The organism is Cohnella phaseoli (assembly GCF_003386235.1).
Taxonomy (GTDB): Bacteria; Bacillota; Bacilli; order Paenibacillales; family Paenibacillaceae; genus Cohnella; species Cohnella phaseoli.
Genome location: NZ_QRDZ01000033.1, coordinates 97,423 through 113,518, shown reverse-complemented (window position 1 = coordinate 113,518; position 16,096 = coordinate 97,423). Strand labels below are relative to the sequence as shown.

Genomic DNA, 16,096 nt, shown 5'->3' with positions numbered 1-16,096 from the left:
AAAATCTGATTGGAGAATACTTCTACATCACATACCGAAAACCCTTTAAAGCAGAAAACATCTCCCTAGGATTTCAGGGAGACGTAAGTAGTAACTCTGGGAGGGACTTATTCGATCCGTCTGAGCCGATGCCGGGGTAATAGGTATCTGGGAGGGACTTATTCGATCCGTCTGAGCCGATGCCGAGGTGATAGGTATCTGGGAGGGACTTATTCGATCCGTCTGAGCCGATGCCGAGGTGATAGGTATCTGGGAGGGACTTATTCGATCCGTCTGAGCCGATGCCGAGGTGATAGGTATCTGGGAGGGACTTATTCGATCCGTCTGAGCCGATGCCGGGGTAATAGGTATCTGGGAGGGACTTATTCGATCTGCTCGAGCCGATGCCGAGGAGATAGGTATCTGGAAGGGACTTATTCGATCCGTCTGAACCGATGCCGAGGAGATAGGTATCTGGAAGGGACTTATTCGATCCGTCTGAGCTGATGCCGAGGAGATAGGTATCTGGGAGGGACTTATTCGATCTGCTCGAGCCGATGCCGAGGTGATAGGTATCTGGAAGGGACTTATTCGATACGTCTGAGCCGATGCCGGGGTAATAGGTATCTGGGAGGGACTTATTCGATCTGCTCGAGCCGATGCCGAGGTGATAGGTATCTGGGAGGGACTTATTCGATCCGTCTGAGCCGATGCCGAGGAAATAGGTATCTGGAAGGGACTTATTCGATCCGTTTGAGCCGATACCTGGGTAATAGGTATCTGGGAGGGTTCTACTCCAACTAGCGCGCAGCAGCATAAACGGCGGTGCGGGACCCGTTCCCCTGCACCGCCGTTTATGCTGCTGCTTTAGTTACTCGAAGCTGATCTGCACCTTCATCAACTCGGCGGCCTTGCCGGCCTCGAAGAAGGCCGGAACGTCCTCCAGGCGAATAACCTTGGAGACGAGCGGCGCCGTATCGAACCGTCCGGCGGCGATCCAGTCCATCGCCGGCTTGAACGTATGGTTGACCGCCATTGATCCGACCAGCTTCCAGTCGTTGTGATAAATATCGAACGGACGTATGCCGATCACGGCGTCGCGGGGCGCAACGCCGAACTGCAGATGCGTCCCCTTCGGCGCCAAATACTGAAATTGCGACTCGATGACAGACGGAATGCCGGTAACGTCGATAACCGCGTCGAAGCCGTTATGCCGTCTGCGGCCGTCGAGCGCAGTTTCGATCTCGCTGCTGAAATAAGCATGCGTAGCGCCGTTGCGCAGCGCCATGTCCAGCTTGCCCTGCGCGACGTCGACGACGGCCAGCTCCCCCGCGCCTGCGTGCGACAATGCCTGGATCAGCAGCTGGCCCATGCTTCCGGCCCCGAACAGCAGCACGCTCTGTCCGACCTTCAGTTCAAGCTGATTCATGCCGTGCACGACACAGGCGATCGGTTCGATAAACGCCCCTTCGGCAAACGTCATGCCCTCAGGCATCGCGAACGCGGTCTCCTCCGGCACGCGCACGAACTCCGCCATCGCCCCGTTTACCGTGTCGCCCGTCGCCTGCCACTTGACGCAATGGTTACCCCGGCCGCTCAAACAGTAATCGCATTTGCCGCAAAACAAGGACGGATCGACGGCCACCCGATCCCCCGGCCGAAAACGGACAACGCCCTCTCCGACCTCATGCACGACTCCCGCGAACTCGTGCCCGGGAATAAGCGGATAAGCGGGCAGGAACGTTCCCTGATAAATGTGCAGATCGGTGCCGCAAATGCCGCAGGCCATCACGCGGATCGTCAACTCCCCCGGGCCGGGCGCCGGATAGGGAACCTCCTTGACGACCGCTCGTCGTGCCTCCTCCATCACCAGCGCTTTCATGGCATTGCCTCCTCGTGTTCGAAAATAACGTGCGCCTTCGCTTTTCTCCTCGGTCCCTGCTTCAGTACCCATTCCCGCGCTTCCCCAAGCGACAGGCGGTCGCCCAGCAGCAGCTCCGCGTCGACGGTGCCGGCGCTCAGCAGGGACAAGGCCCGGTCGAGCGTCGACGGGCCGACATAGCTGGCCACGATCCGCAGCTCCTTGCGGAACATCGCTTCAGGCTTGAGCGCAACCGTATCCTCCGGATTCATGACGCCGTAGACGAGCAGCGTTCCTCCGGGAGCGAGCGCGTCGAAAGCCGGTCCGAACGCCGACGGCGAGCCGGACGCCTCCACCGCCAGATCGACCTCAAGTCCGATTCTCGCTTCCTCCTGAGTCATCACTTCCGTCGCTCCGGCACGCAGCGCAAGCCTGCGGTGATCTTCATGATGGCTTACGCCGACGATTCTAGTCTGGCCGAGCGCCTTCAACAGCTGAATCATCATGATGCCGGCCGTGCCGAGCCCCCATACCGCGGCTCGTCCTCCCGGCTTGATCTCCGCCCGATCAAGAGCGTGCACAACGCACGACAGCGGCTCTCCCAATATCGCGTGTACGGGAGACAGCCCTGCCGGAAGCGGCGCGAGCAGCTCCGCCGGCACGCACACATAGGGAGCTAGTCCTCCGTCCCGGGTGACGCCTACCGCCTGGGCGTTGGCGCACAGATGGGGCTTGCCCGCGCGGCATCGTTCGCAGGCCCGGCAGGCCAAATTCGGATCGACGCCTACCGCCGTCCCGACAGTCAGGTCCCTGACTCCCGAGCCGACTTCGACGACGACGCCCGCCAGCTCATGCCCGAGCACAATGCCGGGCGCGCCGCGATAGCTGCCGTCCGCGATATGCCGGTCCGTGCCGCAGAGCCCCGCGGCGGCGACCCGGATGAGCGCTTCCCCCGGCTTCGGCGCGGGAATCTCCCGTTCCTCGATGCGGACGTCCCCGGGCTGCTTGTAGACTAACGCTTTCATTTTCTCTCCTCCTGTCCGATCGTAGATTCGATCGCCCTTTCCTTAAAGTACGACAGCAGTCCGGACGCGAGATGCGCCCGGACTGCTTTCCCATCATCCGTTCCTGTCTCGGCCCCGTCCGTTATTCGTATAGAGCGGCTTTAATTTCCTCGCTGTCGATATTGGACTGGTCGTACCAGAAGAAGCCTGTGTCGATAATCGGCTCGACTTTCTCGCCCTTCACCGCGGCGACGGCCGCCTTGACGGTTTCGTAGCCGATGCCGACCGGATTCTGAGTAATCGCCCCGGCCATCTTGCCGGATTTGATCGCATCGATCTGCTGCTTGCCGGAATCGAAGCCGATTACGGTAATTTTGCCTTCGAGGCCGAGCTCGGTCACGGCGTTGAACACGCCGATGGCGGAGCCTTCGTTGGAGCCGAAAATGCCTTTCAAATTCGGATGCGCCTGAATAATTGCCTTAGCAAGGTCGGTCGATTTCAGATGGTCGCCGCCGCCGTACTGAATGTCCACGATTTTAATGTTCGGGTGGTTCGTCTCAATCTCGTTCTTGAAGCCGTCGCGGCGATCGACGCCAGTGCGGCTAGTCTGATCGTGGACAACCATGGCGATCTCGCCCTCGTTGCCGATCAGCTCGGCCATTTTTTTGGCCGCCATCGCGGATGCCGCGACGTTGTTCGTTGCCGCCGTCGTAACCGGAATCCTGCTCTCTACGCCGGAGTCGAAGGCGACGACGGGAATGCCCGCAGCCTGCGCCTGCTCCAGATAAGGCACCGACGCCTGGCTGTCCAGCGCCGCGAAACCGATAGCTGCGGGCTTCTTATCCAATGCCGCCTGCAGCATTTCGATCTGCTTGTCGACCTGAGCTTCCGTCTCCGGTCCTTCGAACGTAATTTCGACGCCGAGCTCGGCCGCCGCTTTCTCGGCGCCTTGCTTAACCGCCTGCCAGAATTGATGCTGGAAGCCCTTGGAGACGATCGGGATGTACAGCTTGCCTTCGCTGGCCGCAGGCGCGCTTCCGCCTGCATTCGATGCCGACGGCTGTCCGCCAGATTCCTTCTTGCCGCCGCAAGCGCTCAGCGTCAGAGCGACGAGCAATGTCGATACGAGAAGCATGGTCCATTTTTTCATAACCGGAGTTCTCCCCTTTTTCCTCATGAAATGGTTGTATGGAAACTCCGGGCCGAAGCCGCGGAGTGCCTACCGCTGTCAATGGTCATCTTTTTCGTCTGCGCAGCATGTCCGTGTACACCGCCAGCAATATGACCAGGCCGACGACGACAGTCTGCCACTCCTGCGGCACGGACAAAATTCTCAGACCGTTCGTCAATACGCTCATGATCAATGCGCCGATGACGGTGCCGACGATCGTGCCTTTGCCCCCGCTCAGCGAGGTGCCTCCGATGACGACCGCCGCAATCGCTTCGAGCTCGTAGCCCGCTCCCAGCGCCGGCTGGGCGGAGTTGAGACGGGAGGCGATCAGCACGCCGGCAAGACCGGTGAACAGACCGGTAATCGTGTAGATGACGATTTTCCAGAAGTTCACGTTGACTCCGGACAACCGCGTCGCTTCCTCGTTGCTGCCCAGCGCGAAGTTGTAGCGCCCGACGATCGTGCGGGACAAAATGATGCCGGCAACAATCGCCGCCAAGAAGAAGATCAACACCGCGTTCGGAATGGTGAAGCCCGGAATGAGATCGCCGAGCAATGAGCCCTGAGCAATTTTGCGGAATACCGGATCGTCGTTGAAATAGATCGGCTTCGTTCCGGAGATAACGAGCGCCAGCCCTTTGGCGATCATCATGACGGCCAGCGTCGCGATGAAGGGCATAATTTTCAGCTTCGCCACGAGCGTCCCGGACAGGAAGCCGCATAGCGCGCCGGTTAGCACGCCCCCGACGACGCCCAGCCATACGGGAAAATCCCAGAAGGTGATGAACACCCCGGTCATGACCGCGCTCAACGTCATCACCGTACCGACGGATAAGTCGATGCCTCCGGTAATAATGACGAAGGTCGAGCCGAGCGCCAGCACGCCGATGACCGCCGTAGAGAGTAGAATGCCGACAATGTTGGAAAACTGGAAGAAGTTCTCCGATGCAAACGAAAACACCAGTATAAGAACGATCAGACTCGTAAACGCCAGCAGCTGCTGCAGCATGCCCGAGCCTAGCTTAAGCGTCTTTTTCGCTTCTGCGGGTTGCATATGAAGCTCTCTCCCCTTTCGATTGCTTGATTCAGGCCATTCGAGCGGTGGCCAGGCTCATGATTTTCTCTTGCGTCGCTTCCTCGCGGGAAAGCTCTCCGGTAATCCGGCCCTCGCACATGACGACGATGCGATGACTCATCCGCAATATTTCCGGAAGCTCCGAGGAGATCATAATAATTGCCTTCCCTTGGCCGGCCAGCTCCTCCAGCAGCTTGTAGATTTCGCTCTTGGCGCCTACGTCGATGCCCCGGGTCGGTTCGTCGAAAATGAGGATGTCGCAGTCGCGGGTCAACCATTTGCCGATGACGACCTTCTGCTGATTGCCGCCGGACAAAAATTTGACCTCCTGATCGATACCCGGCGTCTTGACCTTCAGCTTATCCACGACGGACTCGGCGACTTCAGCGACCGCTCCCGCCTTCATCCAGCCTCCGAGCCGCGTAAAGCCGCGCAGGCTGGCGACGGCGACGTTCGTCTTCACGTCCATGTCGACGAGGAGCCCGAATCGCTTGCGATCCTCGGACAAGTAGCCGATCCCGGCCCGAACCGCATCGTACGGGCTTCGGATACGAACCTGGCGGTCATGGACGCGCACCTCTCCCGAATCGATCGGGTCCGCCCCGAAGATCGCCCGGGCCAGCTCCGTCCTTCCCGCTCCGACCAGACCCGCGAAGCCGAGAATCTCTCCTTTGCGCACGGCAAACCCGATATTTTTGAGCGCCCGGCCGCGGTTCAGCCCGCTCACCTCAAGAGCCGTTTCCCCGTACGTCGAAGCCTTGGCGCGGGATTCCTGATAGACGGCGCGCCCGACCATCATCGAGATGATCCGGTCGATCGTCACCTCGTCCGTACGGACCGTATCGATGTAAGCGCCGTCGCGCATGACTGTCACGCGGTCGGTAATCCGCTTAATCTCGTCCATCCGGTGGGAGATGTAGACGATCCCGACGCCGCTTGCCTTCAGCTCGCCGATGATCCGGAACAGGTCGGCGATTTCGCTGTCGCTGAGCGCCGCCGTCGGTTCGTCCATGACAAGCGCTTTGGCGTTAAACGACAGCGCCTTGGCGATCTCCACCATTTGCTGCTTGGCTACGGTCAGATCGGCAACGGGAGTGTCCGGCTCGAGGTGCAGGTTCATTTTCTTCAGCAACACTCGCACCTGCTCGTTGAGCTTCTTCTCGTCGATGAACAACGGGAAGCCCTTCATTCTCGGCTCTCGGCCGATATAAATGTTCTGGGCCACGGTCAGATCCGGCGCCAGATTCAATTCCTGATGAATGATGCTGATGCCGGCGTCCTGCGCCGCCTTCGTATGGGAAAACTCCACTTCCTTCCCCTGATAGCGGACCGTTCCGGCATCTTTCCTGTACACGCCGGTCAGCACCTTCATCAGCGTCGACTTGCCCGCGCCGTTCTCTCCCATCAGCGCGTGCACCTCGCCCGCAAGCAGCTCGAATTGCGCCTGCTGCAGCGCTTGAACGCCGGGAAACGACTTGTCGATGCCTTCCATGCGGAGCAATGGCTCGCTCATCCTCTCACCCCTTCTGACTTGCCTTGCGGCGGCTTTGCTGTCTATCCGAATTGTAGAGTTAAACGCTTACAGACGAAATGGAATAATCTCTTGGCCTAGTTGAAAAATCTCTGACGATCTCCGGACATGCCAAAAAAACCGTTCTCCGGCAAACCGCGGCCAAGTAGCCGCCGTTGCCGGGAACGGTTGCGCAAAATCGATTTTATTTAAAAGGGAATACGAGCTGCTGGTTCTCCTCTTCGTACATATTCGCCTTCGTAATGACGATCGAGCCGGTGTCTGTGGAGGCCGGCGCCTTCCGGCCGGCGCTCAGATCGACCGCCGTTTTGACGCCGAGATAGCCCATGTTGAACGGGCGCTGGACGACAGTCGCCTGGATGACGCCCTCCTCCAGCAGGCGGACTTCGTCGACCGAGCTGTCAAAACCGACCAGCAGAACTTCGCCGCCGCGCCCCATATCCTTGATCGCCCGGCCCGCGCCTACGGAGGAAGGCTCGTTCAGGCCGACAACTCCTTTCAGATCCGGATATTCGCGCAGCAGCTCCTTCGTCGTCTCGTAAGCGATGTTCTCGTCCCCGTTGCTGTAGTAAGTGCCGACGATCTCGAAGCGGCCGTCCGGCTCCAACACCTCCCGGACGCCCCGCTCCCTCTCGATCTGCGTGGCCGTCTCCTTCACGTAGCTGATGACGGCGATTTGCGACGGCCCCTCGAGCAGCTCGGCCAGCTTCCTCGCCGCCTTCTTCCCGGCCTCCACGTTGTCGGTCGCGATAAAGCCTCGGGGAACTTCGCTGTTCACCCCGGAGTCGATCGTGATGAGCGGGATGCCCGCCTTGTCGATCTCATCGGCGAGCGGCGCCAGCCGGTTATAATCGGCCGCGGCGAGCAGAATGACGTCCGGCTTCTCCCGCACGACCTGCCGCAGCATGTCGATCTGGACGTCGATATCCGTCTCCCTCTGGGGGCCGACGACGCGGGCGTTGACGCCGAATTCCTTGGCCGCAGCATGAACGCCTTCGGACAGCACCTGCCAGAACTCCATCTCCTTGGACACCGATTTGATGACAACGGTGACGTTCAGCGGCTTGTCGGCCTCGTTTCCGCGCAGCGCGGCCAGGCCGTAGCTTCCAGCCAGCGTAACGGCGAGCACCGCCAGCACGAACGTCAGCAATCGCTTCGTATCGCTTCGTCTGGCCATTACGATCCCCTCTCCTTCCCGGACGACTCCGCGCTACCGGCCGGCTTGTCGAGCACCGGAAACTTCACCGTCACCGTCGTGCCCTCGTCGGGTTCGCTGTCGATCGTCAAACCGTAGATCTTGCCGAAATAAAGCCGAATGCGCTCGTGCACATTCATCAGTCCTACGCCCTTGCCTTGTTTGGCGTCGGTCGCGGGGCTCAGCAGCGATTTGCGCGTCTCCTCGTCCATGCCCACGCCGTTGTCGTTCACCCGCAGTACAATCGTCTCCCCTTCCCGCTCTCCCGTTATCCGGATCGTGCCCGTTCCGTACTTGTTTTTGATGCCGTGGTAAATCGCGTTTTCGACCAGCGGCTGCAGCAGTACCTTCAAGGTCAGGTTGCCTTTGATCGCGTCGTCCACGTCGATACAGAAATCGAGCTTGTCGCGGTAACGCATCTTCTGAATCGTCAAGTAGTTGCTGATATGCTCGACTTCGTTGCGGACCGGCACCAACTCGGAGCCTTTGCTGATCGAAGCGCGGAACAATCGAGCCAGCGCCGAAGTCATTCGAACGACTTCCGCCGACTTGTCGTTCTCCGCCATCCAGACGATCGAATCGAGCGTGTTGTACAGAAAATGCGGATTGATCTGCGCTTGCAGCGCGTTCAGCTCGCTCTTCCGCTTGAATTCCTGCTCTTTGACCACCTGGGCCATCAGCTCGCGAATGCGCACGACCATCAGGTTAAAGGCGCGGTCCAGCATCCCGATCTCGCGCGTCGAATCGACCGGCACCTGAATGTCGAAGTTGCCTTTTTCCACCTCGCTCATATGCTTCTGCATCTGATGGATCGGTCGGGTCAGGTTGCGCGACAGCAGAAAGTACAGAAGCAGCGCCACGACCAGGCTGATTCCGCCAAGGATGAAGAACGACGTCTGCATTTCGCCTTTGTTGTTGACCAGCTCGCTGACGTAGGACACGCCGACGATTTTCCAGCCGAAGCCGGAATCCTGCACCGTATAGATGCGGCTCTGGCCGCCTTCGTTCGTAATGAAGCTGCCGTTGTCGAGAGCCAGCGCCTCCTCGATCTTCTCCGTCTTGAGGTTGCTGTACAGCAGCTGCTGCTGCGGATGGTAGACGACGCGACCGCTCCGGTCGATGATGTACACGTACCCCCGCTTGCCCAACTCGATTCCGTTCAAAATATCGTTGATGACGCTGAAGTTGAGATCGACCAGCAAAATTCCGAGCCCTTTCGTATTGTCCGGGCTGCGGATCTCCCGGCTAAGCGAGACGACCCACCGGTAATCCTCCTTGAATACGGGCTGCACGTGCGAGGGGGAAATGAACACCTTGCCGCGTCCCTCCTTCGCCTCGCTGTACCAGCTTTGCTCCTTCACGTCCACGTAAGGATTCAAGTTCCCGCTTCCGCCGTCGGAGACGAAGCGGCCGTTATAGCCGAATACGCCGATAGAGGCGATGTCCTTCCGCGACAGCATGATCGTCTTCAGAAAGTCCGTTACCGCGGCGTCGTCGTCATTCACTCCGCTCAGGTAGCCGCTCAAGCCCCGGTGATTCAGCGCTAGCAGCGAAATATTTTCCATATTGTTGACGTAAGACTGGATGTTGCTGTTGACCTGCTTGATCAGCTCGGCCGTAAAATCCTGGGCGGTCCGCTGGACGGCGGACGTGGACAAGCGATAGGCGCTGAAGCCCATGACCAGAGCGAGAATGACGATCAGTAAAGCGAGCGCCGCGGCGATGTTGGATTGGATCGTGCGGAAGCGAAACAGGTTCATGTCGCCCTCTCCCGGTCAACCGCCGCCTTCTGGCGGTATTCGGTGGGCGTGTCCCCGGTCGCTTTCTTGAAGAGCACGCTGAAATAATGCGGATCGGCATAGCCGACCGCCGCGGCGATCTCGTAGCTCTTCAGATCGGTGGACGCGAGCAGCTCCTTCGCTTTCTCGACCCGCTGACAAGTCAGAAATTCGACGAACGTCTTCCCCGTCCTCGCTTTGAACAAAGCGCTGAAATAACTGTTGCTCATATGGACGATCTCGCACACCGCCTTCAGGGACAGATTCGGATCGGAGAAGTTGTCCCGGATATGCGCTTCGGCTTTGACCATCAGATCGCGGGCCATATCGCTGCGCTTCTCGGCAAGCATCCTGATCGAATCCCTGCACAGCTCCTTGAGCCAGATCTCGATTTCTTCCAGCGTCTTGAAGCGGTAGACCTCCGTGATCGGATTGACGGCTTCCCCGAACGGACTTGCTCCTCCGCCCGGCTCCTCCAGCGCGTTAAGCAAAGAGACGATCAGCTTCTGAATGCGGATATAGACCTGCTCGATGGAAGGAGCGGCCTCCTTCAATCCGGAGACGATCGCGGCGACCGCCTGGTCCGCCTCCTCCCTGGAGCCTGTTTTAATGCCGACGACGAGCCGTTTCTCCCAATCTCCCGTCGTCTCTGCGGACAGACGACGGCGGGTTTCGACGTCCGTAATGCTAATCACCCGATTCGTCCCGAGCAGCACGCGGTAGTCCAGAGCCGCGACGGCGGAGCGATACGACTGGCGGAGATCGGCCAGGCCGAAGACGGGGAGGCCGATGCCGACCGTGACCGTAAAACGCAAATACGTCTCCACCGATCGCCGGATTTCCTCCGCCAGCGCCTGCGCCCGATCGAACAGGCGGATGTCCGAGCCTCCGGACAGAATACACACGACCTTCTCCTCCCGGCTGCGGAACTCGGCCGACGCCGGCTCCCGGGCGGCGATCTCCTGCACGATGTTGTGCAGCGCGAAGCGCAGCAGCTCCCGATCGGCTTCAGGGGCCGCCTCGCCGAAATGATCCGCGTCTGCTGCCAGAACCACATATTCGGGACCGGGCAGATTCAGACCGAAGTAAGCCATTCGCTGCTTCATCTCGCCTACGCCGATCGAGGTGCCGACCATCCTTTCCAGAAAACGCTCCTTAAGGGCGGGCAGGCTTTCCCGCAGCTGGCGTTCCAGCCGCACGAGATTTTCGAGCCGGTCCCTCTCTTCGTCCAGCTCCCGCTTGACGCTCTCCAGAACGCGGATCAGCTCTTCGGCTGTAATCGGTTTCAAAATAAAGTCGTTCACGCGCAGCTTCACCGCTTGCTGGGCGTAATCGAAATCGTCGTATCCGGTCAAGATGACCACCTTCGTCCACGGGAGACGCTCGGACAGCTGACGCGTCAATTCCAGACCGTCCATAAACGGCATATTGATATCGGTCAGCACCACGTCGGGTCTAAGCTGCTCCGCCGCCTCGAGCGCATCCATGCCATTCTCGCAATCGCTTACACATTCAAAGCCGTGCTCGTGCCAGGCGATGCGCCTGCGGATGCCTTCCCGCACCTCCGCTTCGTCGTCTACCAGCATGATTTTGTACACGCCGCGCCCTCCTCTCCTTGGGGATAACGCCCTCCCCTGTCTTCGCATCTTTTTATTATGTCGTCGAATTCGAGGTTAGGCAAGCATTCCGCGGCTAATGCCACAACTTGGACGGCGAAAAGCGCCTGCTCCGCATACGGAAGCAAGGCGCCCTTCGGGCTTTCTATTTTTCAACTGCCTCTTAAGAATTCTAATTGCGTCGGCTTATGCTATTTCTTATTTCAGTTCAGCTACGCTAATAGCGACCTGTTCCATTTGGCTGCTGCTGAGGGAACCGTCAGGGGAGCTGATCGTCACTGTCCGGTCGTCCAATTGGAAGCCCAGCATCGGCGTATCGGAAGGCGTATACCACTTCGCGCTCACGCCGTTGGACAGCTTAACCTCCTTGGATTCATAGCCAGCGGAGTAATCCCGCGGCGACACATTCACGATCATATGCTTAAAGATCAGATTGACTCCATCGCCTGTAGCTGCCGCTTTAACATAACTATCGTTTTGGGCCATTTGCTTCGGTGCGTAAGCCGTCTCAAACGATTCAAACTGGGCATAGGCCTCTTTGATGGCTTTGATCTGCGCTTGACTATATTGGATAGTTGCCCATTGATTTGCAGGGACTTCGGCGTCCTCTTTGGTTTCCAGCCGAATCCGCTGGTTGGCGGCATCGTAGTATACGTTGATCCCGGCCAGGTTGGAAATGGCCCTCACCGGCAAATACGTCGTATTCTGATAAGTGATCGGCGCCAGTTTTTTGCCGTTGCTGTCTAACAAAGATTGATCGGCTCCGTTTACGTTAAAAGTAATGCCATGATTCAGATAGGCGTTGATTTTCTCCAGCTTGCTTCCGGCATACACCCCGGCGGCTCCGGTTACAGTCATTCCCAGTACGATGGCGGTCAACAATGTTTTTTTCATAACGAATCTCTCCTTTTTTCTGAACAAAAATCATTTTTTGAAATCTACAATATGCGTAACGATTAGCTTCTCTTTATCGTCCACGGTAATGCCCAGCCTACTGCCAGAGGGACTCCAGCTCAGCGGATATACCGGGTAATACGATAGCCCTAGCGGCGATACTTTGCCGGAAACCGTATCAAAAATATAGATCCCGTTCATGCCGCCCTTATCCTCGGTATAGACGGCAAAGGCCAGCTTGGAAGAATCGGGAGACCACGATTGATGGGAGAGCAGGTCGCCTTTGCCGATTAGCAAGCCTTGTAAGTGACCGCTCGTATCGTAGATGAGCAGGCGCGAGTCTTCCCTTCCACCGCTCCCTGTCGTGGAAACGGCAATCCGCTGACTGTCGGGCGACAGACTCATGGCGGAGACATCCTCTACAAGAGAGGTTGGCCGGGATTGTGTGGGGGTGAAGCTTTTCATGCGGTTTTTGGAATCGGTATAATAAATCTTCCCATTGCCCGCAGCAAATTCGGTGAAGCTCTCCACATCAGGATCCTGCAGCTCGATTTTCTCACGAGTACCGTCCACGGATATGTTCCATATTTCGCCCCGGTTCTCCATCGAGCCGGCGGCGAGAACATAGGAATCAGAATCAAGCCAGCCGCCCGTTTCCATATAGTTGTCGACCGCGATCTCCTGCCGCTCCCCGGTAGTCCTGTTTTCGATCTCGTTTACGGCCGTATATTTGTCCTTCCAGGTCTGAATAAAGGCGTATTTCCCATCCGGCGACAAGAATGTTTTGACGACTTCTCCCTGAGCCGCTCCTGGCGGTTCCTCGATGCCTTGCCTCTCGCCGGTCTCCAGATCGACACGGAACCGCTGGTAGCTAAATTGCGCTTCCTCCGTCGCGGTAGCTTGTTTCTCCATTGTGGTGACCTGGATCTCCAGTTCATTGTCCGAGAGCCATTTCTCGATATTTGCGGCATCCACCCGGTGGATTCGCTGCACCGCAATTCCCTGTTCGGCAGGCGGCTTGCTCTCTTTGACTACAGTCAGTTCGCGTTTTCCTCCTCCCGTCCCGGAGCCAGGTTGGTCAGTTGTCCCCGGGCTGATGCGTACCTCTGCTGTGTCGCCCTTCCGCTCTGCATTACATCCGGACAAAATGCCAACTGACAGCAGGGTCGCCGCAATCAGACCGGCGATATATTTCTCTTTGTTCATCAGGGACCTCCCGCTCCTCCGCAAATGATTCTGACCTGGGACAATTCTCCCCCACGGCCTTCAGTATAGATTGATAATATTGCGCAAACATATCCGGCTTGTAACTAACTTGTAAACAATCCAGAGATGACTTCTACAGCATGGCGAAAAGAGGCTGCCCCATAAGCCAACCAAGTTGCTGTGAAAGATAGACTTTTATGGCGGATCAACTCGATTCAAGCTCTAACGACGAACATTTGTATGAAAAACCGAAAAACCGCATAAATCAATCAAGATCATGGATTGTAAGTCACTAAAACATCTTCGATTGTTATATGGACAACTACTGGTTATTACCTGGAAGTGTTATGGGCCATGATTAGGTCTCCGGGAGGTACATCCCCCTCTTCTTCTATATATCGATTATCTCAAGCAACTCGGCTTATGAGTCAGCCCCTTCGTCATCTGCTGTATAGATTGTCTTATTCGAATCGCCGGCATGCAGCAGAAGCTCCACTCTAAGGCGCGACCCGCTGGGGCCTGTCTCTACAAGCTGCACCGTTCCGCCTTGCTTCTCGGTCAGATTGCGCACTAGGGCTAACCCAAGTCCGGTTCCGCCGCTGGCTCTTGACCGGTCTCGGCTGACCGTATAGAACGGATCGAAAATGCGCGATACGGCTTCCTTCGGAATGCCGATTCCCGTATCGGCCACCTCGATCCTCATCCGCTGTGCTCCTTCTGCTGACGCTGCTACGTAGTTTAGTAAGCGAACTTGTCCGCCTGGGCGGTTATATTTTATCGCGTTATCCAGCAGATTGAGCATGATGTGCATCACGTTCTCGGGATCGGCCCACACCTCGCCTTCCACAAGCGAAGTATGGATCGTAACGCCGCAGCTGTCCGCCTTGCCTTGCAGCCGGGCCGCGGCTTCCTCCAGCAAGGGTCTCAGCGAAACCGACTCCGCTCGCGTCTCAAACTCGTAAACGTCCATCGCAGACAACTGCAGCGCCTTCTCCACAAGACTGTACAATCTTTGCGCCTCTGCATGGATACGCCTCCCGGCATCGTCCAGCAGGGCAGGATCGTCGCTGTACATCGTCAACAGATCGGCGTACGCGATAATTGAGGTTAAGGGCGTCTTTAGCTCATGGCTAATATTGCCGATGAATTGCTTTTGCTGCTGCTCCAACTCCCTCAGCCGCCCTACCGTTTCAATCAGCTTTTGTTTTTCTTCATGCAGAGCGCCGACCGATGCGGAGATGCTGCCGCTCATCTCGTAGATTCCTTGCGCAAGCTCGCCCAGCTCATCCTTTCTGACAATCGGAAGCGTCAACAGATACTCTCCTTGACCGATTTGCACTGCCGCTTTGTTCAGCCGATCGATCACATTGACCTGCCGCCGGACATACACGTACCCGATTAGAAAACCGACGCCCAGAACGGTCGCTCCGGCAAGTATAAACAACTGACAAATTCGGGCGTAAAAAGCATTCTGCTCGACGAGCGTAGCATGAAACTGCACCGTGCCTAGACGCTGATCGGCATTGTATAGCGGAGCGAGGAACAACAGCTGATCTCCTTGGGTAATGTAAGCCGAATGCCCTTGAGCCGTATATTGCAGGGCATCCTGCACATCGGCCTTAGACTGAAAGGGCAGCGAGGTGCCGGCAAAAGCGCCGTCCGCCGTATACAGCGTCACGGCCATGCCGCTTTGCGCGCCCAGATCCACGGCCAGTCGTTGACCCGTCTGCTCCATAAATCGGTCCGGCGGAATTTTGCTTTCGGACAAATATTCCTCCCGTACGCGCAAATTAGCGGCCTCCGCCTGTCGGGAAAAAGACTGCTCCAGCATCGTGCGCTGATTGTCCCGGATGCCTCTTAACACCAACACGCTCAAGCAGGTTACGATAAAAACGAGCAGCAAGGCGAGCAGCAACGACATTTTCCCCTTCAGGCCCAGCCGAAATTGGCTTGCCATCTAAGGCGTCCCCGTGCTTTTATAGCCGATGCCGTAAACGGTTTGAATCAGTCCGTGGTGACTGCCCAGCTTTTTGCGCAGACGCTGCACATGGATATCCACCGTGCGGGTGCCGCCAGCAAAATCCATATCCCATACTTTCTCCAGCAGCACTTCCCGGGAGTAGACCCGCTCCGGATTGCGCATCAGCAATACCAGCAAATCAAATTCCTTCGGCGTTAAATCCAGCAGTTCGCCTTGGATAGACACTGCGCGGCTGAACAGCTCTGCGGACAGTTCCCCCAATCTCAGCACTTCTTGCTGCTCCTGCTCCTGCTGCGTCTGCTCGACATAACCTCCACGACGCGATAACGCCTTGACTCTGGCCAGCAGCTCCCGCATATCAAAGGGCTTGGTCATATAATCGTCGGCCCCGAGCTCCAACCCCAGCACTTTATCGACGATATCGTCTTTGACGGTCAGCAGCATAATCGCAGGCCGCGGCCGCCCATCCAATTTGCGGCATACGTCATAACCGTTAACACGAGGCATCATGACATCGAGCACAATCACCGCCGGCCGGAACGTCTCCACCTTGTCCAGCGCCTCCTGACCGTCTGCAGCCGTCTCCACCTCATACCCTTCTCTGCGCAGCGCGTAAGCTACAGCCTCCCGAATGCTGCTCTCGTCATCCACCACAAGTATTTTGGTCATGAAAATCTCCTCGTATGATTTGTTCCCTGTAGTATAACAAATAAGGAGAAACCGTTGCCACGGTCTTCAAGGACATAATCCCCACACAGCAAATCAGGCCAACCGGATTTTATCCGATTGGCCTGACGATTGAAAA

At 57.5% G+C, this 16,096-nt stretch carries 13 protein-coding genes; all 13 read right to left on the bottom strand.

The features are described 5' to 3' along the window. Positions 1–73: 73 nt before the first annotated feature. The gene (locus DFP98_RS38760; protein WP_147310306.1) at positions 74–796 is read right to left on the bottom strand and encodes a hypothetical protein; all 723 of its coding nucleotides are present in this window, start codon (positions 794–796) and stop codon (positions 74–76) included. A gap of 54 nt (positions 797–850) precedes the next feature. Further along, entirely contained in the window at positions 851–1,861 is a 1,011-nt protein-coding gene (locus DFP98_RS31045) for a zinc-dependent alcohol dehydrogenase family protein (RefSeq protein WP_116064516.1), read from the bottom strand. Further along, positions 1,858–2,865: an alcohol dehydrogenase catalytic domain-containing protein gene (locus DFP98_RS31040; protein WP_116064515.1), complete on the bottom strand. Its 1,008-nt coding sequence runs from the start codon at positions 2,863–2,865 to the stop codon at positions 1,858–1,860. Before DFP98_RS31040 ends, DFP98_RS31045 begins: the two co-directional genes overlap by 4 nt. A 121-nt stretch (positions 2,866–2,986) precedes the next feature. Continuing rightward, positions 2,987–3,994 (bottom strand): ABC transporter substrate-binding protein, encoded by a 1,008-nt coding sequence (locus DFP98_RS31035; protein WP_116064514.1) that lies wholly within the window; start codon positions 3,992–3,994, stop codon positions 2,987–2,989. A gap of 85 nt (positions 3,995–4,079) precedes the next feature. Then, positions 4,080–5,069 (bottom strand): ABC transporter permease, encoded by a 990-nt coding sequence (locus DFP98_RS31030; RefSeq protein ID WP_116064513.1) that lies wholly within the window; start codon positions 5,067–5,069, stop codon positions 4,080–4,082. A 31-nt stretch (positions 5,070–5,100) separates the two neighbouring features. Further along, positions 5,101–6,603 (bottom strand): sugar ABC transporter ATP-binding protein, encoded by a 1,503-nt coding sequence (locus tag DFP98_RS31025; protein WP_116064512.1) that lies wholly within the window; start codon positions 6,601–6,603, stop codon positions 5,101–5,103. Between the two features lie 202 nt (positions 6,604–6,805). Further along, complete coding sequence (locus tag DFP98_RS31020) at positions 6,806–7,798, bottom strand: substrate-binding domain-containing protein (protein ID WP_116064511.1); 993 nt, start codon at positions 7,796–7,798, stop codon at positions 6,806–6,808. Continuing rightward, positions 7,798–9,576, bottom strand: coding sequence for a cache domain-containing sensor histidine kinase (locus tag DFP98_RS31015; RefSeq protein ID WP_116064510.1), 1,779 nt, complete (start codon positions 9,574–9,576; stop codon positions 7,798–7,800). Before DFP98_RS31015 ends, DFP98_RS31020 begins: the two co-directional genes overlap by 1 nt. After that, a complete protein-coding gene (locus DFP98_RS31010; protein WP_116064509.1) occupies positions 9,573–11,192 on the bottom strand; it encodes a response regulator in 1,620 nt (539 codons plus the stop codon). Before DFP98_RS31010 ends, DFP98_RS31015 begins: the two co-directional genes overlap by 4 nt. A 216-nt stretch (positions 11,193–11,408) precedes the next feature. Next, positions 11,409–12,104 (bottom strand): stalk domain-containing protein, encoded by a 696-nt coding sequence (locus DFP98_RS31005; RefSeq protein WP_116064508.1) that lies wholly within the window; start codon positions 12,102–12,104, stop codon positions 11,409–11,411. Between the two features lie 30 nt (positions 12,105–12,134). Continuing rightward, positions 12,135–13,310 carry a TolB family protein gene (locus DFP98_RS31000; RefSeq protein ID WP_116064507.1) on the bottom strand — a complete coding sequence of 392 codons (1,176 nt, stop codon included), beginning with the start codon at positions 13,308–13,310 and terminating at the stop codon, positions 12,135–12,137. Positions 13,311–13,731: 421 nt separating this feature from the next. Further along, positions 13,732–15,267 (bottom strand): sensor histidine kinase, encoded by a 1,536-nt coding sequence (locus tag DFP98_RS30995; protein WP_116064506.1) that lies wholly within the window; start codon positions 15,265–15,267, stop codon positions 13,732–13,734. Beyond that, positions 15,268–15,960 (bottom strand): response regulator transcription factor, encoded by a 693-nt coding sequence (locus DFP98_RS30990; protein WP_116064505.1) that lies wholly within the window; start codon positions 15,958–15,960, stop codon positions 15,268–15,270. Positions 15,961–16,096: the final 136 nt, after the last annotated feature.

What these genes read in the sequence shown, in the direction of transcription:
- DFP98_RS31040 (WP_116064515.1), bottom strand. Translation starts at nt 2,865, where the DNA reads ATGAAAGCGTTAGTCTACAAGCAGCCCGGGGACGTCCGCATCGAGGAA.
- DFP98_RS31025 (WP_116064512.1), bottom strand. Translation starts at nt 6,603, where the DNA reads ATGAGCGAGCCATTGCTCCGCATGGAAGGCATCGACAAGTCGTTTCCC.
- DFP98_RS31035 (WP_116064514.1), bottom strand. Translation starts at nt 3,994, where the DNA reads ATGAAAAAATGGACCATGCTTCTCGTATCGACATTGCTCGTCGCTCTG.
- DFP98_RS31005 (WP_116064508.1), bottom strand. Translation starts at nt 12,104, where the DNA reads ATGAAAAAAACATTGTTGACCGCCATCGTACTGGGAATGACTGTAACC.
- DFP98_RS31000 (WP_116064507.1), bottom strand. Translation starts at nt 13,310, where the DNA reads ATGAACAAAGAGAAATATATCGCCGGTCTGATTGCGGCGACCCTGCTG.
- DFP98_RS31015 (WP_116064510.1), bottom strand. Translation starts at nt 9,576, where the DNA reads ATGAACCTGTTTCGCTTCCGCACGATCCAATCCAACATCGCCGCGGCG.
- DFP98_RS31030 (WP_116064513.1), bottom strand. Translation starts at nt 5,069, where the DNA reads ATGCAACCCGCAGAAGCGAAAAAGACGCTTAAGCTAGGCTCGGGCATG.
- DFP98_RS30995 (WP_116064506.1), bottom strand. Translation starts at nt 15,267, where the DNA reads ATGGCAAGCCAATTTCGGCTGGGCCTGAAGGGGAAAATGTCGTTGCTG.
- DFP98_RS30990 (WP_116064505.1), bottom strand. Translation starts at nt 15,960, where the DNA reads ATGACCAAAATACTTGTGGTGGATGACGAGAGCAGCATTCGGGAGGCT.
- DFP98_RS31045 (WP_116064516.1), bottom strand. Translation starts at nt 1,861, where the DNA reads ATGAAAGCGCTGGTGATGGAGGAGGCACGACGAGCGGTCGTCAAGGAG.
- DFP98_RS38760 (WP_147310306.1), bottom strand. Translation starts at nt 796, where the DNA reads ATGCTGCTGCGCGCTAGTTGGAGTAGAACCCTCCCAGATACCTATTAC.
- DFP98_RS31020 (WP_116064511.1), bottom strand. Translation starts at nt 7,798, where the DNA reads ATGGCCAGACGAAGCGATACGAAGCGATTGCTGACGTTCGTGCTGGCG.